The organism is Lysobacter sp. Root916, assembly GCF_001429785.1.
Lineage (GTDB): Bacteria > Pseudomonadota > Gammaproteobacteria > Xanthomonadales > Xanthomonadaceae > Lysobacter.
Genome location: NZ_LMJF01000015.1, coordinates 106304 through 130182, shown reverse-complemented (window position 1 = coordinate 130182; position 23879 = coordinate 106304). Strand labels below are relative to the sequence as shown.

The window sequence follows — 23879 nt, the reverse complement described above, 5'->3', positions numbered from 1 at the left end:
CCCTAGCCCCCCTTTTTCAAAGGGGGGAACCGCATCGAGTCCTAGGGCTCAACCACGGGGACACAGAGGCGCATGGGAGTGCGGAGGCGATCGAATCCGCGCGCCCCCCTCTCAAACGCGCTTTGTTCCCCCCTTTGAAAAAGGGGGGCCAGGGGGGATTTGCTCTTGCCTTCCCAGCCCCCGCAAAGCCCACCCTACGCCGTAGTATCCTCAGCTCCCCATTACGGCTTACGGCGGAGCGGCAGCATGAAGGCGATGCGTTGGACTCGTGGTTTGGCCCTGGCGGGCTGCGTATTGCTGCTGGCCGCCTGCGTCGGCGGGCCGGTGCGCCGCGTGTCCGAGCCCTCCGCGCGCATCCAGCAGCTGACCGTGCGCGCCGACGGCAGCTGGTCGGCCGAGCTGCGGATCGAAAACTTCAGCAGCATCCCCATGCGCTTCGACCGCTTCGATCTGGTCCTGAGCCTGGGCAGCGACGAGGCCGGCCGCCTGCAGGGCACCCCGGCGGTGTCGATCGGCCCCGAGTCGGCCGACGTGATCGCGGTGAACCTGCGCCCCAGCGGCGCGGCCAAGCTCGCCGTCGCCGATGCGCTGGTCAGCGGCCGGAGCCTGTCCTACACGCTCAAGGGCAGCATCGACGCCACGCCCGACGAAAAGAAGCAACGCAACTTCACGATCGATCGCAGCAGCGCGCTGAGTCCGGCGCCCGGCCTGCCCGGTGTGCTGCGCTAACGGCCGAGATTAGGGATTCGGGATTAGAGATTCGCAATCCTATCCCGCCCCTTCGCGTTCGCTTTTACCAATCCCGAATCCCCAATCACGAATCCCTGCCCATGAGCACCTACAAAGCCCCCCTAGCCGATATGCGTTTCGCCCTGTTCGACGTGCTCGGCGCCGAAGCCGCTTTCCAACGCCTGGGCTTCGCCGAGGCCACGCGCGATGTGCTCGACGCGGTGCTGGACGAAGGCGCGCGCTTCACCGAGACCGTGCTGGCGCCGCTCAACCGCGTCGGCGACGAGATCGGCTGCAGCTACGACAAGGCCAGCGGCGCGGTGACCACGCCGCCGGGCTTCAAGCAGGCCTATGCGCAGTACGTCGAAGGCGGCTGGGCCGGGCTGGTCTCGCCCAGCGAGTTCGGCGGCCAGGGCCTGCCGCACGCGGCCGGCGTGCCGCTGAAGGAAATGATCGACGCCGCCAACCTGGCCTGGGGCAACTTCCCCCTGCTCTCGCACGGCGCCACCGAAGCCCTGTTGCACCACGGCGAAGCCTGGCAACAGGAGGTCTTCCTCAAGCCGCTGATCGAGGGCCGCTGGACCGGCACCATGTGCCTCACCGAACCGCATTGCGGCACCGACCTGGGCCTGCTCAAGACCCGCGCCGAACCGCAGGACGACGGCAGCTATTCGATCACCGGCACCAAGATCTTCATCACCGCCGGCGAGCACGACTTCACCGACAACATCGTCCACCTGGTGCTGGCGCGCCTGCCGGACGCGCCGGCCGGCAGCAAGGGCATTTCGCTGTTCGTGGTGCCGAAGGTGAAGGTCGGCCGCGACGGCGCGATCGGCGCCGCCAACGCGGTGCGCTGCGGCGCGCTCGAACACAAGATGGGCATCCACGGCTCGGCCACCTGCGTGATGAATTTCGATGGCGCCCAGGGCTACCTGATCGGTCAGCCGCACAAGGGCCTGATGGCGATGTTCACCATGATGAACACCGCCCGCCTCGCGGTCGGCCTGCAGGGCCTGGGCCTGTCCGACCGCGCCCTGCAGAACGCGCTGACCTACTCGCGCGAGCGCCTGCAGATGCGCGCGCTGTCGGGCGCGAAGTTCCCCGACAAGCCGGCCGATCCCATCATCGTCCACCCCGACGTGCGGCGCATGCTGCTGACCTGCAAGGCGCTGGTCGAAGGCGGCCGCGTGATGGGCTATCACGGCGCCCTGCTGGTCGACGTCGCGCATAACGCGCCGGACGCCGCCGAACGCGAACGCGCCGACGCGCTGGTCGGCTTCATGACCCCGATCGTCAAGGCCTGCCTCACCGAATGGGGCGTGGAATGCACCTACCACGCGCTGCAGTGCTACGGCGGCCACGGCTACATCGCCGAACACGGCATGGAGCAGCTCGCGCGCGACGCCCGCATCACCACCTTGTACGAAGGCACCACCGGCATCCAGGCTCTGGACCTGCTCGGCCGCAAGGTCATGCAGCTGCAGGGCGCCGGCCTGCGCGTGATGCTGGAGGAGATCGAGACCTTCTGCGCCGGCAACGCCGACAATGCCGCGGTCGCCGAGTTCATCGCCCCGCTGCGCGAGCAAGCCGCGCAATGGCAGCAGCTGACCCTGCGGATCGGCCAGCGCGCGGTCGCCGACGCCGACGAGGTGGGCGCGGCCGCCTACGACTACCTGATGTACTCGGGCTACGTCGCGCTGGCGTATTGGTGGGCGCGCAGCGTCGCCGCCAGCGAGGCCTCGTCGCAGTCGGAACGCTTCAAAGCCGGCAAGCGCGAGACCGCGCGCTTCTACTTCGCGCGTCTGTTGCCGCGCACGCGCGCGCATGCCGAAGCGATCGCCGCGCCGCTGTCGACCCTGACCGCGCTGGACGCCGACGCCTTCGACGTCTGATCCGACGCCAGCACCCGCGCGGCCACGGATGGCCGCGCCGCGGGCGCGGCGCCCGCCGCCCGCATCGGCTACCCAAATCGTCATCAAACGGGTATAAGCTGATATCCCGATGGAGACCGATAGAGCGAGCCTACGCTTGGTCCGAACCGGAACCCACGCAGAGCGACTGCTGCGTGAGCCGGAAATCCTCGGCGTCTCCGGACTGGACCTCGCCCAGCGCTACGCGCACCCCCGCCCGCCCGTCGACCGCCTCAACGCGGTGCGCTTGCTGTCGCTCGATGCGCACGGCCGCGTGCTCGACTGGATGAACTGGCAGGAAGCGACCTGTTTGTACGTGCGCGGCGCGGTGGCCTGGACCTTGGGCGATCCCTGCCTGCGTGTGCACGGCGGAACCAGCCGCCTCAGCGGCGAACAAAGCCTGATCGAACTGCACCCGATCGTGGCGGCGCGCGGCCATGCTCGCGCGCATGCGCTGGCCCCGACCCCGGCCCTGACCAACGCCGCGCTGTTCGCGCGCGACGACTACCTGTGCCTGTACTGCGGTCGCGACTTCAACCGCCCGCACCTGACCCGCGATCATGTGATCCCGGTGTCCAAGGGCGGTCGCGATATCTGGGAGAACGTGGTCGCGGCCTGCTTCCACTGCAATTCGCGCAAGGGCAACCGCACCCCGCAGCAGGCCGGCATGCCGCTGCTGGCGGTGCCGTACCGGCCCAGCTGGGTCGAGCATCTGATCCTGTCCAACCGCAACATCCTCGCCGATCAGATGGCATTCCTGCGCAATCAGCTGCCCAAGAACGCTCGTCTTAGCGGTTGACGACTGCTCACGCCGGTCGCGGCGGCTTGTGAATCGCACATCGCGCGCGCTTGCGCACGATCCGGCCATGGGCCCGAAACCGCCGTTTCGCCGGGACTTTGCGCATCAAGCCGTGACGCCGGTCGCGATCTGCCGGCCACCTGAGCGCGCGCCTGCCGAAGAACGCTGATTTGCGACGCGTTGCGCGCGTTGACGACGTGATTGCGGTCCGCAACACTCGTCCACCACCGCAACGATGGACGCAACGATGGCCCTGACCCTCGGTCTGACCGGAATGGACCCGGCGACGGAGACCGCACTGCAGGCGGCCTTCAAGGATGCCAACTCCCGCCTCGGCGGACGCTGGCAGCTGCTGCCCGAGAGCCAGGCCGACTACGTCGTCGTGGACATGGACAGCATGTACGGCCCGATGAGCTGGCTGCGCCTGCATGCCGCGGGCAAGAGCGTGATCGCGCTGACCAATGCCCAGCGCACCCAGGCCGATTACCGCCTCGGTCAGCCCTTCGACGCCAACGGTATCGGCGATTTGTTACGCGAGATCGCGACCCAGGCCGGACAGCCGTTGGAGGCCGCGCCGGCCCCGCCGACGATGGCAAGCGCGCCCAGTCCGACGCCCGCGGCGCCGAGCCCGGCCCCGGCCGCGCCCAAACCCGCGCCCGCGCCGGCCGAACCTGTGCCGACCCTGGATCGCGCGGTCGAGATCCCGCTGGGCGTGGTGCCCACGCCGGCGCCGGCGCCTGCTCCGGCAGCCCCTGCTCCGGCAGCGCCGGCTCCCGCACCGGCCCCCGCACCGGTCGCGGCCGCTCCGGCCCCGCCTGCACCTGCACCCGCACCCGCACCCGCTCCAGCCTCACCTGCGCCCGCCCCCGCTCCTGCCGTCGCCGCCGGCGAATCCCTGCTGGTCTGGCTTACCTCCGGCCGCCTGCGCGGCCACCTGCGCCTGCGCGGCGACGAACCGCTGCTGATCGACGCCGATCAACGCCAGTACCACGGCCCCTCGGCGCTCAAGCCGCTGTCGGCCTATTTCGAGAAGAGCCTGTCGGCGGCCGACTTCATCGCCGTCGACGACAAGACCTGGGCCATGACCGTGGCACCGCTGGGCGAGCCCATGCCGCTCGCGCGCCTGGTCTGGTTCGGCAGCCTGCTCGCCGGCCACGGCGCCCTGGCGCCCGGTTACGACCCGCAGCGCCGCTATCAGATGGTCAAGTGGCCGCAGACCGAACGCGAGTTCCCCAAGCACTTCCGCATCGCCACGGTGATGATGAAGGGCCCGGCGACCCTGGCCGAGATCACCGAGGCCAGCGGCGTACCGGCCGCGGACGTCGCCGACTTCGTCAACGCCAACCTCGCCACCGGCTTCGCCGAGCCCGAGGCCGAGCCCGATCCGGTCGAACCGGCCAAGGCCGGCGGCCTGTTCGGACGCCTGCGCGGGCGCTGACCGCGCGCGTTCCGGGCGCGGTTCCGGCCGCCGCGCCTGAACCCGCCACGCATCCGCTTCTTGCCCGCCTCACACAGGGGCGGGACAATGACCGACTGAACGCCAGAACCCGTCGGTAATGATCGATCCGCAGCGCTACCCGCGTCTTTCCCGCATCCAAGTTCCCGCCGACCTGCGCCAGTTCGGCGAAGACGAACTGCCGGCGATCGCCGAGGAATTGCGCGCCTACCTGATCGAGCAGGTCGCCCTGGTCGGCGGCCACTTCGGCGCGGGCCTGGGCGTGATCGAACTGACCGTGGCCCTGCACTGGCTGTTCGAGACGCCGGTGGACCGCCTGGTCTGGGACGTCGGCCATCAGTGCTATCCGCACAAGATCCTCACCGGCCGCCGCGACGAGATCCACACCGTCAAGCAGAAAGACGGCGTGGCGCCGTTCCCGAAACGCGAGGAGTCGCAGTACGACACCTTCGGCGTCGGCCACAGCTCGACCTCGATCTCGGCCGCGCTGGGCATGGCGATCGCGCTGCAGCGCGCCGGCGACGAGCGCAAGGTCGTGGCGGTGATCGGCGACGGCGCGATGACCGCCGGCATGGCCTTCGAAGCGCTGGCCCACGCCGGCGGCATGACCGATCCCGAGCCGAACCTGCTGGTGATCCTCAACGACAACCAGATGTCGATCTCTGAGAACGTCGGCGGCGTCACCAAGATGCTTGGCCGCCTGACCGGCAGCCGTACGCTGAACGCGCTGCGCGAAGGCGGCAAGAAGCTGCTGGGCGACAAGCGCAAGCCGGCGGCCAAGTTCGTGCGCCGCTGGGAAGAACACTGGAAGGGCATGTTCGTGCCCTCGACCTTTTTCGAGGAGGTCGGCTTCCACTACACCGGCCCGATCGACGGCCACGACCTGCCGGCATTGCTGGGCGCGATGAAGACGCTCAAGACCCTCAAGGGTCCGCAGCTGCTGCACATCATCACCACCAAGGGCAAAGGTTACGAACTGGCCGAAGGCGATCAGATCGGCTACCACGCGGTCGGCCCCTTCGATCCCGAGAAGGGCCTGGTCAGCAAGCCCGGCGCCAAGAAGCCGACCTACACCGACGTGTTCGGCGAGTGGCTGTGCGACATGGCCGCGGCCGACGACAAGCTGCTCGGCATCACCCCCGCGATGCGCGAAGGCTCCGGCCTGGTGCGCTTCAGCAAGGAATACCCGGCGCGCTACTTCGACGTCGCCATCGCCGAGCAGCACGCGGTCACCCTGGCCGCCGGCATGGCCTGCGAAGGCGCCAAGCCGGTGGTCGCGATTTATTCGACCTTCCTGCAGCGCGGTTACGACCAACTGGTGCACGACGTCGCGATCCAGAACCTGGACGTGCTGTTCGCGATCGACCGCGGCGGCGTGGTCGGCCCGGACGGCGCCACCCACGCCGGCAACCTCGACCTGTCCTATCTGCGCTGCGTACCCAACATGCTGGTGATGGCGCCGGCCGACGAGGACGAGTGCCGCAAGATGCTCAGCACCGGTCACCGCTACGAAGGCCCGGCCGCGGTGCGCTACCCGCGCGGCACCGGCCCCGGCGTGCCGGTGCAGCCCAACCTCGATACCTTGCCGATCGGCAAGGCCGAACTGCGCCGCAGCGGCAGCCGCATCGCCCTGCTCGCGTTCGGCGCGATCGTGCCGGCCGCCGAACAAGTCGCCAACGAGCTCGGCCTGACCCTGGTCAACATGCGCTTCGTGAAACCGCTGGATCGCACCTTGATCCTGGAGTTGGCCAAGAGCCACCGCGGCTTCGTCACGCTCGAAGACAACGTGATCGCTGGCGGCGCCGGTAGCGGCGTGGCCGAACTGCTGGCCGCCGAAGGCATCGCCCTGCCGATCCTGCATCTGGGCCTGCCCGACGAATTCCAGCACCACGCCAGCCGCGAACAGCTGCTGGCCGAAGCCGGCCTCGACGCCGCCGGCATCCGCCGCGCCGTGTTCGCGCGCTGGCCCGAACTGCAGGAAGCGCCGCCGCGCAGCGCGGCGCTTTGAGGCACACGCGCAAGTTCCGTCGCCGTAGGATGCGGTGAGCGCAGCGAACCGCATCCCGCGCTCGGAGCTGCGCATGGCGCGGTTAGCTGCGCTAACCACACCCTACTCGATAGCTGACGTCGCCTCTCTCGCACGCGAATTTACGACCAGCTCCCTGTAGGAGCGACGCAAGTCGCGACCACGCCGCCGAGCTGCGCGGATCTGATGGAGTTCAATCGCGGCTCACGCCGCTCCCACAGGGTGCCAGGCAGTGACGCGGGTCGACGACGCGAACGTAGGATGCGGTGAGCGCAGCGAACCGCATCGCGCGCTTGGCCGGAGTTGCACATGGTGCGGTTCGCTGCGCTCACCACACCCTACGAAATGACCTAAGTCGCGACCTCGGTCGCCGAGCCGCGCGGATCTGATGGAGTTCAATCGCGGCTTACGCCGCTCCCACAGAGAGCCAAGCGCCGATACGGGGCCAGCGATACGCACCCTAGGATCGGTGAGCGCAGCGAACCGCATCATCGACGCACGCTGACGCCGCACGCGCCTCAGCCCGACAGCAGCGCCGTCGCCACGCCGCTGAGCAGCACCGCCACGGCCAGCTTCGCGCTCGCCTTCGGCCATAGGGTCAGGCTCAAGGACCAGGCCAGCGCCGACAGCATCAGCACCGCCGCCCAGAAGATCGGACCGAACTCCCAGCCCTTCCAGGCCGCGAAACCGGCGAAGGCCGCCGCGTGCAACACCCAGCCCAGGCCGCGCCAGACACGCGCGCGGCGCGCGTCGTAGCGCCCCGCGCACGCCTGCGCGTAATGCTTCTCCATGCCCAGGCTGAGCAGGCACCAGGCCAGCAACGACACCGCGAATCCCAACCACAGCATCGCAACTCCTCAGCGCTCGGCGAGCGCGGCGCGGCGCTTGCCACCGCGCACGCGCGCGGGTTCGGAAACGGGAAGGCGCGCAGCCGCTCGCGCACGCAACGCCAGCAGCGCGAAACCCAGCGCCAGCGCCAACGCGGTCAGATCGACCGCGGCCAGCGCCCAATCGCCGCGCGCCAGGGTCGCGAACAGATGGCTCTTGGGTGCGGTCGCCAGATTGACCAACGGCAACGCCGCCAACGCGATCGCGTTCAAGGCGAAGTAGCGGCCCCAGCCGCGCCGGCGCACCGACGGGATCAGCGCGTACAGCGCGGCCGCGATCCAGGCCGCGCAGAACGCGCCGATCTCCCAACTCGCGCGCTCGGCCAGGCCGGCCGGCAGCACGCGGTTCGCGATCAGCATCGCCACGCAGCCCAGCGGCATGCCGCCGACCACGCCCAGGTTGAGGCTCTGCACCAGGCCATAGCCCGACACCGCGCCGGCCTCGGCGACCTTCCTGGCGCGCTTGTTGACCCAGACCTGCATACCGCTGGCCAGCATCACGCAACCGGCCAGGCCCATGCAGAAATACAGCCAGCGCAGCGCGCTGCCGCCCCACTGCGCCATGTGCAGGCCGCCGAGGAAGGTGTAGACCTTGTAGCCGGTCGCCGACGGCTTGGACACGTGCAGCAGCTTGCCGTCGTTGGCGTCGTAGACGACCTGGTCGAAATTCCAGGCCACGTGGCGGCTGTGGTCGCCACCGAAGGCGATGGTGGCGCTGCTGTCGTCGGGGTGGTGCACGTTGACCCAGGTCGGCGGCACGCCCAGGCGACGGGTCGCGTCGGCGATCAGGCTGTCCACGGGATACAGCCTGGGCAATGGTTTGCCGGTCTCCGGACGTTCGTAGCTGTCGCCGGCCTCGGCGAAGAACTTTTCGGCGTCGCTGTCGTAGGCCACCTGCACGCCCGCGAACATGTACGAGGCGACGAAGATCGCCACGCCGGTGTAGGCGATCATCAGATGGAACGGCAGGCCGAGCACGCCGGTGAGGTTGTGCCCGTCCAGCCAGGCGCGCTGGCCGCCGGTCTTGGGCCGGAAGGTGAAGAAGTCCTTGAAGATGCGCTTGTGGATCACGATGCCCGTGACGATCGCGACCAGCATGAACATGCCGGCGACGCCGACCAGGTACATGCCGATCGTGCCCGCGTGCAGGTTGTAGTGCAGGGTGAAGAAGAAATCGCCGCCGGCCGTATCCGCCAGGCGCTCGCCGGTGGCGGGATTCAACCCGCGCTCGTCGTAGCTGCCGTCGTCGTAGTAAACGTAGGCGGAGGTCGCGCGCTCGCGCTGGGTCGGCGCGGTCACATACAAGGCGTGCGCGTGCGGTTTGGCGTCGCGCTGGGCCGAGGCGATCGCCCGCGCGAAGCTGAGCTCGGCGCGCGGCGCGTCGTGCAGGGCCGGACGCATCCAGTCGCCGATCTCCTTGTCGAAGCAGGCCAGGGTGCCGCCGACGAAGATCACGAACAGCAGCCAGCCGATGATCAGCCCGGCCCAGGTATGCAACCAGGCCATCGCCTGCGAGAACGTGTTCTTCATGCCTGCGCGCTCACGGCCGGGCGGCGAATTCGGGGAAGGCCAGGGCCACGCCGTACAAGGCGAGCGCGAGCAACAGCGGCGCGAGCACTGCGCGCGCCGCGCTCTTGGCCGCGAACGCGTACATCGCCGCCGCGCACCAGACCGCGAAGCACAGCAAGCTGGCGGCGACCACGCGATCGCTGCGCGAGAACGGCAGTACCACGGTCAGGAACGCGGTCGAGCCATAGGCCAGCAGATAGCCCACCACGACGGCCGCGAACGCGCGCACGCCCACCTCGATTCGATGGCGCAGCGGCACGGTCTTGGCTTTGCGCGCGGGCGCGGCGGTGGTCGAGGTCGGGCTCATGCGGCAGCGGGCTGGAGTGGCGGCACGACGCGTGCGGGTCGCTCGCACATGCCTTGGACTGGAGTCGCAGTCTATTTGCTAATGGTTCTCATTAGCAACTGTGGCCGCGTCCGCCTGAACGGATTCCGCACGGCAGGCCGCGCAGCCACCGATCCGCACTGCGCCGCGTCGCGCGAATCTGGCAGGCTCCGGGCTCGATCCCCCACCACGGAAACGCAACGGATGCGCCCTGCCCTGCTCGCCTGTCTCGCGCTCTCCCTCGCGCTCGCATCGCCCGCGTACGCGCAAACGCCGCCGCTGGCGCCGGCGCAGGAAACCATTCGCGACATCGACACCGTCGTGGTCTCCGGCGTGCAGCCGGGCCCGGGCATGTGGAAGGTCAGCCGCGGCGAACACGTGCTGTGGATCCTCGGCACCTTGAGCCCGGTGCCCAAGAACATGCAATGGCTGTCGCGCGACGTCGAAGCGACGATCGCGCAATCGCAGGAAGTGCTGGAGCCGCCGTCGGTGTCGATCGGCACCGATCTGGGCATGTTCCGCAGCATGCTGCTGATCCCCTCGGCGCTGAAGGCGCGCCGCAACCCCGACGACAAGACCCTGCGCGACGTCGTGCCCGCCGACCTGTACGCGCGTTGGCTGCCGCTCAAGGCGCGCTACATCGGCAGCGATCGCGGCGTCGAGAAATGGCGCCCGGTGTTCGCCGCCCAGGAGCTTTACGAAGTGGCGATGCGTCGCTCCGATCTGTCGCTCAAGGGCATCGTCTGGCCGATGGTCGAGCGCAGCGCCAAGCAGCACGAAGTCAAGATCACCCCGTCCAAGATCGAAATGAAGATCAAGGACCCCAAGGCCGTGCTCAAGGACTTCGCCCACACCACCCTCAGCGACACCGACTGCTTCGCCAAGACCCTGAGCCGGATCGAGGGCGACATCGAGACCATGCGCGCGCGCGCCAACGCCTGGGCGATCGGCGACATCGAAGCGCTGCGCGCGCTGCCGCAGGGCGATCAATACGAAGTCTGCCTGCGCGCGGTCACCGCCTCCGGCGTGGCTCAGCGCCTGGGCTTCGGCGACCTGCGCGAACGCGTGATCCAGGCCTGGCTGGCCAATGCCGACCGCGCCCTGCTCAATAACCGGGTCAGCTTCGCCAGCCTGCCGGTCGCTGAGCTGTTCAAACCCGACGGCTACCTGGCGCGGCTGCAGGCGCGCGGCTACACCATCGAGGCGCCGTAAGCGGCGCCCCTGAAACGCAAAACGCCCGGCGCGGGCCGGGCGTTGCGGTGACATCGGAATGGTCGGGACGGCCGGATTTGAACCGACGACCCTCTGCCCCCCAGGCAGATGCGCTACCAGGCTGCGCTACGCCCCGAACGTGTTTCGATGTCCCCGCCCTTGCGAGCGGGCGGCAAGTATAGCCTTAAGGCAGGGATTCGGGATACGGGATGGGGGATTCGTCGAGCGAGAAGGCCGGCGCTTTCGACGAATCCCCCATCCCAAATCTCGAATCCCGGCCTTTCAGCGCCGCAGCAGCTGCAGCACTTCTTCCAGCTCCATCCGCACCTGGCGGATGATCTGCGAGCTCAGCGCCGACTCGTCCTTGGCGGCCTCGCCTTCCAGGCGCAGGCGCGCGCCGCCGATGGTGTAGCCCTGTTCGTACAGCAGGCCGCGGATCTGTCGCACCATCAGCACCTCGTGGCGCTGGTAGTAACGACGGTTGCCGCGGCGCTTGACCGGGTTGAGGGTCGGGAACTCGGTTTCCCAGTAACGCAGCACATGCGGTTTGACGTCGCACAGCTCGCTGACCTCACCGATGGTGAAGTAGCGCTTCGCCGGAATCGGCGGAAGTTCGCGATTACTGCCCGGATCCAGCATAGGCCTCCACCCGCTCCTTGAGCTTCTGTCCCGGACGGAAGGTCACCACCGTCCGCGCCGAAATCGGAATTTCCTCGCCGGTCTTCGGATTACGCCCCGGCCGCTGGTTCTTGCGGCGCAGATCGAAATTGCCGAAGCCCGACAGCTTGACCTGTCGGCCGTGCTCCAACGCCTCGCGCAACGCGTCGAAGAACGCGTCGACGAATTCCTTGGCTTCGCGTTTGTTAAGTCCGACTTCGTCGAACAGCCGCTCCGCCATTTCCGCCTTGGTCAATGCCACATCGTTTCCCCTGTTTGAACCCGCGATGCGCGCCTCAGGCGCGGATCTTGGCGCCGTGTTCGCGCTCGATCGCCGCCATCACCGCAGCCACCACTTCCTCTACATCGCGGTCAGTCAGGGTGCGTGATTCATCCTGCAGAATCAAGCCCATAGCGAGACTCTTGAATCCGTTTTCCACCCCCTTGCCCTGGTAGCGGTCGAACAGCACCAGATCGCGCAGGGACGGGCCCGCGGCCGCCTGAACGGAGGCCGAAATCGCCGCCCAGGCGACGTCCTCGGCGACGACGAACGCGAGATCGCGGCGGACGGACGGATACCGGGACAGGGTGCCGGCGCGCGGCACGGCGCGCTGCGACAGCGGTGCCAAATCCAGCTCGAACGCGACCACCTCGACGTCCAGGTCGAGGGCCCGCTGCAGGCGCGGGTGCAGTTGGCCGATCCAGCCCAGGCGCTGGGCCTGGCCGGTCTCATCGGCCCGGTAGACGTCGGCCGAGCGGCCCGGGTGGGCCCAGGCCGGCTGCGAGGGCCGGTATTCCAGACGGGCGCCGGCCAGAGCGGCCAGACTTTCGAGGTCGCCCTTGAGGTCGTGGAAGCCGACCGCGCGGCCCTTGCCGTTCCACTGCTCCGGGCCGGCGTCGCCGCAGGCGGCCGCGGCGATGCGCTGGATCTCCAGCGGCGCCTCGCCGGCGCGTGCGGCGAACACGTTGCCGAGTTCGAACAGACGCAGGCGCGACTGCTGACGCGCGGCGTTGCGGCCCAGGGCGGCGACCAGGCCCGGCAGCAGGCCGGTGCGCATCACCCCGAGTTCGGCGCTGAGCGGATTGGCCAACGCCACCGCGCCCTCGACTAGCTGCCAGGTCGCGAGCAGGTCGGCGTCGACGAAGGCGTAGTTGACCGTTTCCAGGTAGTCGCGCGCGGCCAGCTGGCGGCGCAGCACACCGGCCTCGACGCGGGTTTCGCTGGGCGCGATCAGACGCGTGTTGCCGCCCGGCAGCGTGGTCGGGATGGCGTCGTAGCCGTGGATGCGCGCGATCTCTTCGATCAGGTCCTCTTCGATCGCGATGTCGAAGCGGCGGCTGGGCGCGGTCACGCTCCAGCCGTCGGCGGCGGCGGTCACCGCCAGGCCCAGTGCCGTGAGGATGCGTTCGACTTCGCTATCGGCGATACGCAGGCCGAGCACGCGCGCCAGACGATCGCGGCGCAGGTGCACCGGCTGCGGCTGCGACAGGTGCTGCGGCAGCACGGCCTCGGTGACTGGGCCGGGCGCGCCGCCGGCGGTCTCGACGATCAGACGGGTCGCGACTTCCACGGCCTGGCGCGGCAGTTCCGGATCGACGCCGCGTTCGAAGCGGTGGCCGGCGTCGGTGTGCAGGCCCAGCTTGCGGCCGCGCCCGATGATCGCCGACGGAATCCAGTGCGCGGCCTCGAGGAAGACGTTGCGGGTGGCGTCGGTGACGCGGGTGTCGTAGCCGCCCATGATGCCGCCCAGGGCGACGGCGCGCGCGCCGCGACCGCCCTGGCTGTCGGACACCACCAGGAAGTCCGGATCCAGCGCGACCGTGCGGCCGTCGAGCAGCTTGGTTTCCTCGCCCGCGCGCGCGGGACGCACCACGACCGGTTCGGTCAGCGTGTCGCGGTCGAAGGCGTGCATGGGCTGGCCGAGTTCCAGCATCACGTACTGGGTCACGTCGACCAGGAAGCTGATCGGGCGCACGCCGCTGCGGCGCAGGCGCTCGACCATCCACACCGGTGTGACCGCGCCGGCGTTCACGCCTTCGATCACGCGGCCGACGAAGCGCGGCACCTTGGCGTCGGCGTCCAGTTCGACCGCCAGTTCGGTGCCGATCAGGGCCGGCATCGGCGTGGCGTCGAACGCCACCACTTGCGAACCGCAGGCGGCGGCGACGTCGTAGGCGATGCCGCGCACGCTGAAGCAGTCGGCGCGGTTCGGGGTCAGTTTGATTTCGATGCTGGCGTCGGGCAGGCCCAGGTACTGCGCCAGCGGCGCGCCCACCGGCGCGTCGGCCGGCAGTTCAAGCAGGCCGGAGGCGTCGGGATCCACGCCCAGTTCCTTGGCCGAGCACAGCATGCCGAAGGATTCCACACCGCGCAGCTTGGCGGCCTTGATCGCGATGCCGCCGGGCAGGTTCGCGCCGACGGTCGCCAACGGCGCCTTCAGTCCGGCGCGCGCATTCGGCGCGCCGCACACGATCTGGACCGTGGCGCCTTCGCCGATCTCGACCTGGCATACCTGCAGGCGGTCGGCCTCGGGATGCTTCTGCGCGCTGACGATACGCGCCACGATCACACCATCCAGGCCGTCGCCCAGGGCGGTCACTTCCTCGACTTCCAGGCCGATCGCGGTCAGCGTCGCCGCCAGCTGTTCGCGGCTGGCGTCGGTCGGCACGTGCTGGCGCAGCCAGTTTTCGCTGAATTTCATTGAAATTCCGGGATTAGGGATTCGGGATTAGGGATTCGTAGAGCGGGCCGGATCGCTTTTGCGAATCTCGAATCCCGAATCACGAATCCCGTTCCTCAAGCGAGCTGCTTGAGGAACCGCACATCGTTGTCGAAGAAGCTGCGCAGGTCGTCGACGCCGTAGCGCAGCATCGCGAAGCGCTCCACGCCCAGGCCGAAGGCGTAGCCGGTGTACTTCTCCGGATCGATACCGACGTTGCGCAGCACGCTGGGATGGACCATGCCGCAGCCCAGCACTTCCAGCCAACGCGTCGAACCGTCCGGCTGCTGCCAGGCGATGTCGACTTCGGCCGAAGGCTCGGTGAAGGGGAAATAGCTGGGGCGGAAGCGCATCTCGAAATCGCGCTCGAAGAATGCGCGCACGAATTCGCTCAGCGTGCCCTTGAGGTCGGCGAAGCTGGCGTGCTCGTCCACCAGCAGACCTTCGCACTGGTGGAACATCGGGGTATGGGTCTGGTCGCTGTCGCTGCGGTAGACCTTGCCCAGCGCGATCATGCGCAGCGGCGGCTGGTGCTGCAGCATGTAGCGCACCTGCACGCCCGAGGTGTGGGTACGCAGCAGACGCGCCACGCCGGCCTGGTCGGGCGGGAAATAGAAGGTGTCGTGCATCGCCCGCGCCGGATGGTGCGGCGGGAAATTCAGCGCCTCGAAGTTGTGCCAGTCGTCCTCGATCTCGGGGCCGTCGCTGAGCGCGAAACCGAGCCGGCCGAAGATGTCGGCGATGCGCTCCATGGTGCGGCTGACCGGGTGCAGGCCGCCGACGCTGACGTCCAGGCCCGGCAGGGTCACGTCGATCGATTCGGAGGCCAGGCGCGCGTCGAGCGCGGCGTTGTCCAGGGCCTGCTTGCGCTCGTTGAGCGCGGCGGTCAGCTCGTCGCGCGCGCGGTTGATCGCCTCGCCCGCGGTCTTGCGTTGCTCCGGCGGCAAAGCGCCCAGCTGCTTGAGCTGCGCGGTGACGCTGCCGGACTTGCCCAGCAGGGCGATGCGCAAGGCCTCGACCGCGTCGGAACTGGTGGCCGCCGCGATCTGCGCGAGCGAGTGCTGGCTGAGTTGCTCGATTTCACCCATGGGGGTCTGCTTCCTGGTTCGCTTACGCAGCAACGGATTACGGGAGCCCAAAAACGGCAATGGGGAAGGACTTGCGCCCTTCCCCATGCCTTAACCACGTTGTCCCTCGCACCGAACCAGTGCGGGGCACGTGGCTCGGGACGGGGATGGAAACAGGTTACGCCGCGAGCGCGCTCTTCGCCTTTTCAGCCAGCGCCGCAAAACCCGTCGCATCGTGCACGGCGATGTCCGCCAGCACCTTGCGGTCCAGGGTGATGCCGGACTTGAGCAGGCCGTTCATGAAACGGCTGTAGCTCAGGCCGTTGATGCGGGCCGCCGCGTTGATGCGGGTGATCCACAGCGAACGGAAATTGCGCTTCTTCTGCTTACGACCGATGTAGGCGTACTGCAGCGCCTTCGTGACCGCCTGCTTGGCGACGCGGAAGACTTTGCGGCGGGCGTGATAGTAGCCCTTGGCCTGCTTCAGGATTTTCTTGTGACGGCGGCGCGCCGTAACACCACGCTTAACTCGTGCCATTGTTCAGTCCTCCTCAGAGATACGGCAGCATGCGAACCAGACGGCCCGCGTCCTCGGGACGAACATGGTTCGTCTGCCGCAGGTTGCGCTTCCGCTTGGTGGCCTTCTTGGTGAGGATGTGGCTCTTGTTGGCGTGGCCGCACTTGAACTTGCCGGAAGCGGTCTTCCGGAAGCGCTTGGCTGCCGCCCGATTGGTCTTGATCTTGGGCATTGCGATGTCCTTTCGGAGTTATGTCACTGGCCTGGGCGGTGGCATGGCCACTCTTTCCGTCCTGCCCTTGCCGGCTTGTAAGTCATTGATCTGAAACGAGATCAGCAACAGGTCCTGGGTAGTGCGCACAACAAACCCGGCGAACCGGGCCGCACATTATGCAGACCCGCGGATTCCGATGCAAATCAGCGGTTTAGTCGGCGCCGGGCGAGAGCCGCCCGGGCGCGGGCTCAGCGGCCGCGGGCGGCGCTGAGCTGGGGTTCCAGGGCCGGCGCGGCCGCGGCCGTGCGCTGCGCCAGCTGCAGGGACTGCTCGCTGCTCTGGGCCAGCGGCTGTTCGCGCCCGCTGGCGACGTCGACATGGGCGACCCGCTGCGATTCGGGGCGCTGGCCCTCGACCGCGAATGCGCGCCGGCCGTCCTCGCCGAACACCACCTGGTCGATGCGGTTGAGGCCGCCGCGCTGGGCTTCCAGCGCCAACGCCCCGGCCAGCTGCTCGGTCTGCGCGCCGTTGAGGCCGCGCGCCGCGGCATGGCCCTGCACGCCGTCGTAGGACTGGCGATACAGCGGATTGGCCGGATGCGCGGGATCGTTCATGCGCGCGTTGCGGGTTTCGAAATCCTTGCCGAACACCTTCTCCTGGGCCTCGATCACCGAGTCGATGTAGTGCATCTCGACGCCGTGCTTGATCGACTTCACCGGGTTGAGCTTCTGCCAGAAACTCAGCGGATCCGGATCGGGCAACTCGATCTTGTGACCGAGCGCGTCCGGCATCAGGTGGCGGATGATCGGCTTGTTCTCCTGCAGCTCGGTCAGGATTTCGTTGTCCACCGCGTAACGGCGGATCAGCCCCTGCCCAGCTTCGCGCTTGACCGCGTCCGGGTCCAGGCCCACGCGCTCCAAGGTCTTGTCGTGCACGCCCGAGGCGTTGAAGGTCACCGCCGGGGTGTCGGTGGCCACGGCCGCGGCGGCGGCGAGGCCTCCGCCCAGCGAGTGACCGGTGATCACCATGTCCTGGCCGAAGGCGACCTTGGCCTGGCGCGCGAGCGCCATTGCCTGGTTGTACTGCGAAGTCTCGAAGCCCAGGCCCTGGCCGAAGTTGGTCAGCCAGTCCTTGGCCTCGTCGGTGCCGCTGTAGGCCAGTACATGGCGGCCCTGGCCGTCGCCGTAGACCACCGCCAGGAAACCGCTGCTCTGGTTCTTCAGCAGGGTCGGATCGATGCCGACCTTGCGCAGCTCGTCCTCGCCCAGCGGCTTCCACGGGCCCACGCCTTCCTGGCCGCCGCTGCGGTCGTAGTCGTAGACGTCGCGCATCAGCTTGGCCAGGGTCATGTCCACCGGCAGCGCGCCCTGCCCGCGCACCTCATCGGCGAACGAAGGCCGCTGGGCCTGTCCGCGCACGCGGTCCGGATCGATCTGTGCATTCATCCTTGACGCTCCCCTAACCCCTCACCCCGGATATGGCCGGCCGCGGTCGGCCGACGCCCTGTCCTGCTCTCACGCGCTCAGCGCGCGCCTTCCAATGCAATGCCATGCGCGCTCAGCCAGGCCTCGACCGCCTCGCGCTGCTTGCGCGTGGGCGCGTTCAACAGCGAGGCGCGGGTCATGAACAGATAGCGCTGGAACGTCTGTCCCTGGGCGTTGCGCGCGTTCGCGTCGGCACCGGCCTGGAGCAGATCGAGCGCGCGCTCGGGATCGTTGATCTGGCCGGCGATATGCAACGGCGTATTGCCAACGCGGTCGGCCAGGTTCGGATCCGCGCCTGCGGCCACCAGCGCGCGGAACTGGACCTCGCGCTCGCCCATCAGCGCCGAGCGCAGCGGGCCGGCGCCGGATTCGGGATTGCGCACGTTCGCATCGACGCCGCGCGCGAGCAGCTCGGTCAGATAGGACGCATCGTTGGCGGCCGCGGCCATGTGCACCACGGTGTCGCCGTCCACGCCGGGCTGCTTGGGATCCGCGCCCGCGTCCAACAGCGCCTTCAGGCTGTCCAGGCGCTGATTGAGCAGCGCCCACTGCAGCAGGGTCACCTGCTTGTCGCCGCGCGCGGACAGATCGGCGCCAGGCGCCAGCGTGCGGATGCGCGCGGTATCGCCCTCGGCGACAGCTTCGGCCAGGACCGCGACCGCCGGGTCGGCGAAGATGTCTTGTGCGCGCGGGCGCGCTTGGGTTGCGAGCATTGCGTTCTTCTCCATGGCGCAAGTCGTACATGCCGCGCATGCGGCGATCGTCAGCAGGATGGTCGTCGCCATCCTTCGGGCCTTCGCGCGATCCAGTCGCATCAGCACCTCTGTGGCGCGCGCAGTGCGCACCTACCCCACCGCATGGTGCCGTGTAGGGATGACCGGGACAAGTCGTGGCCCGGGGCGGCGGGCGCCGACTGCGCCACCGATCACAATTCCGGCGGCCCGCCCCTGCCGTCTCGCCGCGCGGCGCGACGGGCGGCGCGGAGGGGCCGGGGTCAAACAAAAACCCCCGCGCGAGGCAGGGGCTTTCGGACCGACCCGGCGGCGGCCGGGGATCAGGTCTTCTTCTTCGGCGCGATCATCATGACCATCTGCCGCCCTTCCAGGCGCGGACGCGACTCGATCACGATGTCCTCGCCCAGGTCGGCCTCGATCCGGGCCGCCATCTCGCGACCCAGTTCCTGATGGCTCATCTCGCGGCCACGGAAGCGGATGTTGACCTTGACCTTGTCGCCTTCTTCCAGGAACCGGCGCATGTTGCGCAGCTTGATCTGGTAGTCGCCTTCGTCGGTCACCGGACGGAACTTGAGTTCCTTGATCTCGACCTGCTTCTGCTTCTTCTTGGCCTCGTTGGCCTTCTTCTGCTGCTCGAAGCGGAACTTGCCGAAGTCCATGATCTTGCAGACCGGCGGATCGGCGTTGGGCTGGATTTCGACCAGATCCAGGCCTTCCTCTTCGGCCTGGCGCAACGCTTCGTCGCGCGTGAGCACGCCGATCATTTCGCCATCGCTGCCGATCACGCGCACGCGCGGTACGCGGATTTCCTGGTTCTTACGGTTCGGCTTCTCGGGGGTACTGATTGTTGCAATCTCCAATGTAGACACGGCTTTCCGTGTCGGGCCGTCCCGGATCACACCGGGACGGAGTCTGAACAAGCTGGCCTGAAACTGGGTGCTGCGCGCTTAAGCGACGCTCTCGTCGTGCAAACGCGAGGCGAACTCGGCGACGGTCATCGTCCCCAGGTCCTCCCCTCCCCGAGTGCGTACCGCAATCATGCCATTTTCCTTCTCGCGATCGCCGGCCACGAGCAGGTACGGCACGCGCTGCAGCGTGTGCTCGCGAATCTTATAGCCGATCTTTTCGTTCCGCAAATCGGACTGAACCCGGAACCCTTGATTTGCAAGGAGTTTCCGGACCTCGTCCACATAATCGGCCTGGGCGTCGGTAATGTTCATCACCGTGGCCTGGATCGGGGCCAGCCAGGCCGGGAATTGGCCGGCGTGGTGCTCGATCAGGATCCCGATGAACCGCTCCATCGAGCCCACGATGGCCCGGTGCAGCATGACCGGGGTCCGGCGCTGGCTGTGCTCGTCCACGTATTCGGCGCCCAGACGGCCCGGCATCATGAAATCGACCTGCATCGTGCCCAGCTGCCAGGTCCGGCCGATCGCGTCCTTGAGGTGGTATTCGATCTTGGGGCCGTAGAAGGCGCCCTCGCCGGGTAGCTCCTGCCATTCCACCCCGCACGCGCCCAGGGCGCTGCGCAGGGCGGCCTCGGCCTTGTCCCAGGTGGCGTCGTCGCCCAGGCGCGAGTCCGGGCGCAGGGCGATCTTGATCTGGATGTCCTCGAAGCCGAAATCGCCGTAGACCGCCAGCGCCTGCTGGTGGAAGGCGGTCACTTCGGCCTCGATCTGGTCCTCCAGGCAGAAGATGTGGCCGTCGTCCTGGGTGAAGCCGCGCACGCGCAGGATGCCGTGCAGCGCGCCGGAGGGCTCGTTGCGGTGGCAGGAGCCGAACTCGCCGTAGCGGATCGGCAGGTCGCGGTAGCTGTGCAGGCCCTGGTTGAACACCTGGACGTGGCCCGGGCAGTTCATCGGCTTGACCGCGTAGGTGCGCTTCTCCGACTCGGTGAAGAACATGTTCTCCTTGTAGTTGTCCCAGTGGCCGGACTTCTGCCACAGCGACACGTCCAGGATCTGCGGGCAACGCACCTCGCCGTAGCCGCTTTCGCGGTAGACGCGGCGCATGTACTGCTCCACCACCTGCCAGATCGACCAGCCCTTGGGGTGCCAGAACACCAGGCCGGGCGCCTCTTCCTGCAGGTGGAACAGGTCCTGCTGCTTGCCGATGCGGCGATGGTCGCGCTTCTCGGCTTCCTCGATGCGCTGGATATAGGCCGACAGCTGCTTCTTGTCGGCCCAGGCCGTGCCGTAGACGCGCTGCAGCTGCTCGTTCTTGGAATCGCCGCGCCAGTAGGCGCCGGAAATGCGGGTCAGCTTGAAGGCCTTGAGGAAGCGCGTGTTCGGCACGTGCGGGCCGCGGCACATGTCGACGTATTCCTCGTGGTAGTACAGGCCCATGGCCTGCTCGTCGGGCATGTCCTCGACCAGGCGCAGCTTGTAGTCCTCGCCGCGCGAGGCGAACACGTCGATCACCTGCGCGCGCGGCGTGACCTTCTTGATCACGTCGTAGTCCTTGTCGATCAGCTCGATCATGCGCGCTTCGATCGCGGCCAGGTCCTCGGGCGTGAACGGGCGCTCGTACCAGATGTCGTAGTAGAAGCCTTCCTCGATCACCGGGCCGATCACCATCTTCGCGCTCGGATACAGCTGCTTGACCGCGTGGCCGACCAGGTGGGCGCAGGAGTGGCGGATGATCTCGACGCCTTCCGGATCCTTGGGCGTGATGATGCGCAGCGTGGCGTCGTGGTCGATGCGGTCGCTGGCGTCGACCAGCTTGCCGTCGACTTCGCCGGCGACGGTGGCCTTGGCCAGGCCGGCGCCGATCGAGGCGGCGACCTCCATGACGGATACGGGCTGTTCGAATTCGCGGCGGCTGCCGTCGGGGAGGGTAATGGCGATCATGGCGTTCGGGATCTGGATTCTTGTAGGGAAGCGGCGCCGGTGGCGCCCGGGAGATGCGGGGGCCGTCGCCTGGACGGCGGGGGCGCGACCCGGGTCGCGGGCGCCCTGACGTTCAGGGAAGGCGGTTCAAAGCGGTTCGGGAGCGGCGGCAAGAAAAAAGCGCCGCGAGGGCGCCTGCGTACGCAGCTGCCTCGGGCGGCTCAACGATGGGCGCGGGTAGTGTCCATGTCGCACGCTAGGCCGGCGGTTAAGCGGGCCACCTGTTCGCGGGACGCAGCCGGATGCCGCGTCGATACCGCTAATAGTTGGGGACGGAAGGGGGCCAAGTCAACGAGCGCGACGCCGGCGGCGGCGCTGGCCCGCCCTGGAGCGCAGCCGCGCGCCCGCAGCCTGCCGGAGCGCGGAAACAGAAAGGCCCGGCTCGCGCCAGGCCTTTCGTCACCGAATTGGTGGGCGATACAGGGTTCGAACCTGTGACCCCTACCATGTCAAGGTAGTGCTCTACCGCTGAGCTAATCGCCCGTCGCCGAACTTGCGTGAAACTCCCCGGCGAGGGGCGCGCAGTGTAGCCCAGCGGCGCGCGGCCGACAAGCGTCCGCGCCGCGCACGCGACCGGCGCGCGAGCCCGTCCCGGCCGCCGACCTCAGGCCGCGAAACCGGCGTCCTTGAGCTTGCGCAGCTGGTCGCGCACGGCCGCGGCCTCCTCGAATTCCAGGTCGCGGGCGTGCTGGTACATCTGCTGCTCCAACGCCTTGATCTTGGCCGAGAACTGGGCCGGGCTGAGCGCGGCGTAATCGGCCATGGACTCGGCGACCTTGCGGGTCTTGCCGCGTCCGCGCGCGGTCTCGGAAGGGTCGGCGCGCGCGCCCTCGAACAGGTCCACCACGGTCTTGGACACCGACTTCGGGGTGATGTTGTGCTCGAGGTTGTACTCGACCTGGCGCGCGCGGCGGCGGTCGGTCTCGTCGATCGCCGCCTGCATCGAGCGGGTGACCTTGTCGGCGTACAGGATCGCCTTGCCGCGCAGATTGCGCGCGGCGCGGCCGATGGTCTGGATCAGCGAACCGGTCGACCGCAGGAAGCCTTCCTTGTCGGCGTCCAGGATCGCCACCAGCGACACCTCGGGCATGTCCAGGCCCTCGCGCAGCAGGTTGATGCCGACCAATACGTCGAACTTGCCCAGGCGCAGGTCGCGGATGATCTCGACGCGCTCGACCGTGTCCACGTCCGAATGCAGATAGCGCACGCGCACGCCGTGCTCGCCGAGGTATTCGGTGAGGTTTTCGGCCATGCGCTTGGTCAGGGTGGTGATCAGCACGCGATCGCCCATCGCGACGCGCTCGTTGATCTCGCTGAGCACGTCGTCGACCTGGGTGCCGACCGGACGGATCTCGACCACCGGATCGATCAAGCCGGTCGGGCGCACCACCAGCTCGGTGATCTGCCCTTCCGACTTCTGCAGCTCGTAGGGGCCGGGCGTGGCCGAGACGAAGATCGCGCGCGGCGAACGGCCTTCCCATTCCTCGAACTTCAGCGGCCGGTTGTCCAGCGCCGACGGCAGGCGGAAGCCGAACTCGACCAGGGTTTCCTTGCGCGAGCGGTCGCCTTTGTACATCGCGCCGATCTGCGGCACGGTCACGTGCGATTCGTCCACCACCAGCAACGCGTCCGGCGCCAGATAGTCGAACAAGCACGGCGGCGGCTCGCCCGGCATGTGCCCGGTCAGATGGCGCGAGTAGTTCTCGATGCCGTTGCAGTAACCGACCTCGGCCAGCATCTCCAGATCGAACTGGGTGCGCTGGGCCAGGCGCTGCGCCTCGACCAGCTTGTTCTGCGCGTACAGCTGTTCCAGGCGCAGCCGCAACTCGTCCTTGATCGCGTCGATCGCGTCCAGTACGGTGCGGCGCGTGGTCACGTAATGCGACTTGGGATAGATGGTGTAGCGCGGCAGCTTGCGCAGGGTTTCGCCGGTGAGCGGATCGAACGCGGTCAGGTTCTCGATCTCGCCATCGAACAGCTCGATGCGCAGCGCCTCCATCTCCGATTCAGCCGGATGCACGTCGATGACCTCGCCGCGCACCCGGTAGGTGCCGCGGCGCAGCTCGGTATCGTTGCGCGCGTACTGCATCTCGGTCAGGCGGCGGATCAGCTCGCGCTGATCGATGCGCTCGCCGCGCACCATGTGCAGGACCATGCGGAAGTATTCGTTGGGATCGCCCAGGCCGTAGATCGCCGAGACCGTGCACACGATGATGGTGTCGCGACGCTCCAGCAGGGCCTTGGTCGCCGACAGGCGCATCTGCTCGATGTGCTCGTTCACCGAGCTGTCCTTCTCGATGAAGGTGTCGCTGGACGGAACGTAGGCCTCGGGCTGGTAGTAGTCGTAGTAGCTGACGAAGTACTCGACCGCGTTGTGCGGGAAGAAAGCCTTGAACTCGCCGTACAGCTGCGCGGCCAGGGTCTTGTTGGGCGCCATCACCAGGGTCGGCTTCTGCACCGACTGGATCACGTTGGCGATGGTGTAGGTCTTGCCCGAACCGGTCACGCCCAGCAGAGTCTGCTGGGCCAGGCCGTTCTCGAAACCGGCGATCAGGCTATCGATCGCGAGCGGTTGATCGCCGGCCGGCGAATACGGCGCGACCAGTTGGAAACCTGCGGGATGAATGAGCTCGTTCATGGTCATCGGCTGCGGTCGATCCTCAAGTGTACCCAGACTGCGCGAAG

General features: G+C 68.1%; 20 protein-coding genes and 2 tRNA genes. 6 read left to right on the top strand and 16 right to left on the bottom strand.

All coding sequences use genetic code 11. From position 1 onward, the window contains the following. The first annotated feature begins 255 nt into the window (after window positions 1-255). The 5 genes from ASE35_RS17200 to dxs all read left to right on the top strand — a co-directional run bounded on the left by ASE35_RS17200 (window position 256) and on the right by dxs (window position 6902). Complete coding sequence (locus ASE35_RS17200) at window positions 256-729, top strand: LEA type 2 family protein (protein ID WP_057159886.1); 474 nt, start codon at window positions 256-258, stop codon at window positions 727-729. 101 nt (window positions 730-830) lie between these two features. Then, on the top strand, window positions 831-2621 hold the full coding sequence (locus ASE35_RS17195; protein WP_057164611.1) for an acyl-CoA dehydrogenase C-terminal domain-containing protein: 1791 nt from the start codon (window positions 831-833) through the stop codon (window positions 2619-2621). Between the two features lie 136 nt (window positions 2622-2757). Continuing rightward, the gene (locus ASE35_RS17190) at window positions 2758-3438 is read left to right on the top strand and encodes an HNH endonuclease (RefSeq protein WP_235567265.1); all 681 of its coding nucleotides are present in this window, start codon (window positions 2758-2760) and stop codon (window positions 3436-3438) included. Window positions 3439-3685: 247 nt separating this feature from the next. Continuing rightward, a complete protein-coding gene (locus ASE35_RS21800; RefSeq protein ID WP_200957052.1) occupies window positions 3686-4876 on the top strand; it encodes a hypothetical protein in 1191 nt (396 codons plus the stop codon). 118 nt (window positions 4877-4994) lie between these two features. Then, complete coding sequence (gene dxs, locus ASE35_RS17180) at window positions 4995-6902, top strand: 1-deoxy-D-xylulose-5-phosphate synthase (protein ID WP_057159712.1); 1908 nt, start codon at window positions 4995-4997, stop codon at window positions 6900-6902. Window positions 6903-7438: 536 nt separating this feature from the next. Here the strand turns inward: dxs and ASE35_RS17175 are convergent. Genes ASE35_RS17175 through ASE35_RS17165 form a run of 3 tightly spaced genes read right to left on the bottom strand, consistent with a single transcriptional unit; the run spans window position 7439 to window position 9683 of the window. Continuing rightward, window positions 7439-7768 (bottom strand): DUF3325 domain-containing protein, encoded by a 330-nt coding sequence (locus ASE35_RS17175; protein WP_057164609.1) that lies wholly within the window; start codon window positions 7766-7768, stop codon window positions 7439-7441. Between the two features lie 9 nt (window positions 7769-7777). Continuing rightward, window positions 7778-9337 carry a PepSY-associated TM helix domain-containing protein gene (locus tag ASE35_RS17170; protein ID WP_082611346.1) on the bottom strand — a complete coding sequence of 520 codons (1560 nt, stop codon included), beginning with the start codon at window positions 9335-9337 and terminating at the stop codon, window positions 7778-7780. Window positions 9338-9347: 10 nt separating this feature from the next. Then, complete coding sequence (locus ASE35_RS17165; RefSeq protein WP_200956217.1) at window positions 9348-9683, bottom strand: hypothetical protein; 336 nt, start codon at window positions 9681-9683, stop codon at window positions 9348-9350. Between the two features lie 222 nt (window positions 9684-9905). On the opposite strand from ASE35_RS17165, the gene ASE35_RS17160 reads away from it, so the two are divergent. Next, window positions 9906-10913, top strand: coding sequence for a TraB/GumN family protein (locus ASE35_RS17160; protein ID WP_057164608.1), 1008 nt, complete (start codon window positions 9906-9908; stop codon window positions 10911-10913). A gap of 59 nt (window positions 10914-10972) precedes the next feature. Here ASE35_RS17160 and ASE35_RS17155 read toward each other — a convergent pair. The 13 genes from ASE35_RS17155 to uvrB form a co-directional block, all read right to left on the bottom strand. Continuing rightward, window positions 10973-11049: transfer RNA gene (locus ASE35_RS17155), tRNA-Pro, on the bottom strand. Between the two features lie 146 nt (window positions 11050-11195). Beyond that, window positions 11196-11552 (bottom strand): MerR family transcriptional regulator, encoded by a 357-nt coding sequence (locus ASE35_RS17150; protein ID WP_055902735.1) that lies wholly within the window; start codon window positions 11550-11552, stop codon window positions 11196-11198. Then, the gene (ihfA, locus tag ASE35_RS17145; protein ID WP_055902738.1) at window positions 11533-11832 is read right to left on the bottom strand and encodes an integration host factor subunit alpha; all 300 of its coding nucleotides are present in this window, start codon (window positions 11830-11832) and stop codon (window positions 11533-11535) included. Before ihfA ends, ASE35_RS17150 begins: the two co-directional genes overlap by 20 nt. Window positions 11833-11866: 34 nt before the next feature. Next, on the bottom strand, window positions 11867-14272 hold the full coding sequence (gene pheT, locus ASE35_RS17140) for a phenylalanine--tRNA ligase subunit beta (protein WP_057164607.1): 2406 nt from the start codon (window positions 14270-14272) through the stop codon (window positions 11867-11869). A gap of 95 nt (window positions 14273-14367) precedes the next feature. Then, a complete protein-coding gene (gene pheS / locus ASE35_RS17135) occupies window positions 14368-15378 on the bottom strand; it encodes a phenylalanine--tRNA ligase subunit alpha (RefSeq protein ID WP_057164606.1) in 1011 nt (336 codons plus the stop codon). Window positions 15379-15535: 157 nt separating this feature from the next. Further along, on the bottom strand, window positions 15536-15895 hold the full coding sequence (gene rplT, locus ASE35_RS17130; protein WP_056181730.1) for a 50S ribosomal protein L20: 360 nt from the start codon (window positions 15893-15895) through the stop codon (window positions 15536-15538). 13 nt (window positions 15896-15908) lie between these two features. Further along, window positions 15909-16106, bottom strand: coding sequence for a 50S ribosomal protein L35 (rpmI, locus tag ASE35_RS17125; RefSeq protein ID WP_055902747.1), 198 nt, complete (start codon window positions 16104-16106; stop codon window positions 15909-15911). A gap of 230 nt (window positions 16107-16336) precedes the next feature. Beyond that, window positions 16337-17533, bottom strand: a complete 1197-nt coding sequence (locus ASE35_RS17120; RefSeq protein ID WP_057159719.1) for an XVIPCD domain-containing protein — start codon at window positions 17531-17533, stop codon at window positions 16337-16339. A 77-nt stretch (window positions 17534-17610) separates the two neighbouring features. Continuing rightward, the gene (locus ASE35_RS17115) at window positions 17611-18285 is read right to left on the bottom strand and encodes an ankyrin repeat domain-containing protein (protein ID WP_057164716.1); all 675 of its coding nucleotides are present in this window, start codon (window positions 18283-18285) and stop codon (window positions 17611-17613) included. Between the two features lie 341 nt (window positions 18286-18626). After that, a complete protein-coding gene (infC, locus tag ASE35_RS17110) occupies window positions 18627-19151 on the bottom strand; it encodes a translation initiation factor IF-3 (RefSeq protein ID WP_082576627.1) in 525 nt (174 codons plus the stop codon). A gap of 102 nt (window positions 19152-19253) precedes the next feature. Next, a complete protein-coding gene (gene thrS / locus ASE35_RS17105; protein WP_056181721.1) occupies window positions 19254-21155 on the bottom strand; it encodes a threonine--tRNA ligase in 1902 nt (633 codons plus the stop codon). Between the two features lie 447 nt (window positions 21156-21602). After that, window positions 21603-21677 (bottom strand) — tRNA-Val (locus ASE35_RS17100). A gap of 121 nt (window positions 21678-21798) precedes the next feature. After that, window positions 21799-23832, bottom strand: coding sequence for an excinuclease ABC subunit UvrB (uvrB, locus tag ASE35_RS17095; protein ID WP_057164715.1), 2034 nt, complete (start codon window positions 23830-23832; stop codon window positions 21799-21801). Window positions 23833-23879: the final 47 nt, after the last annotated feature.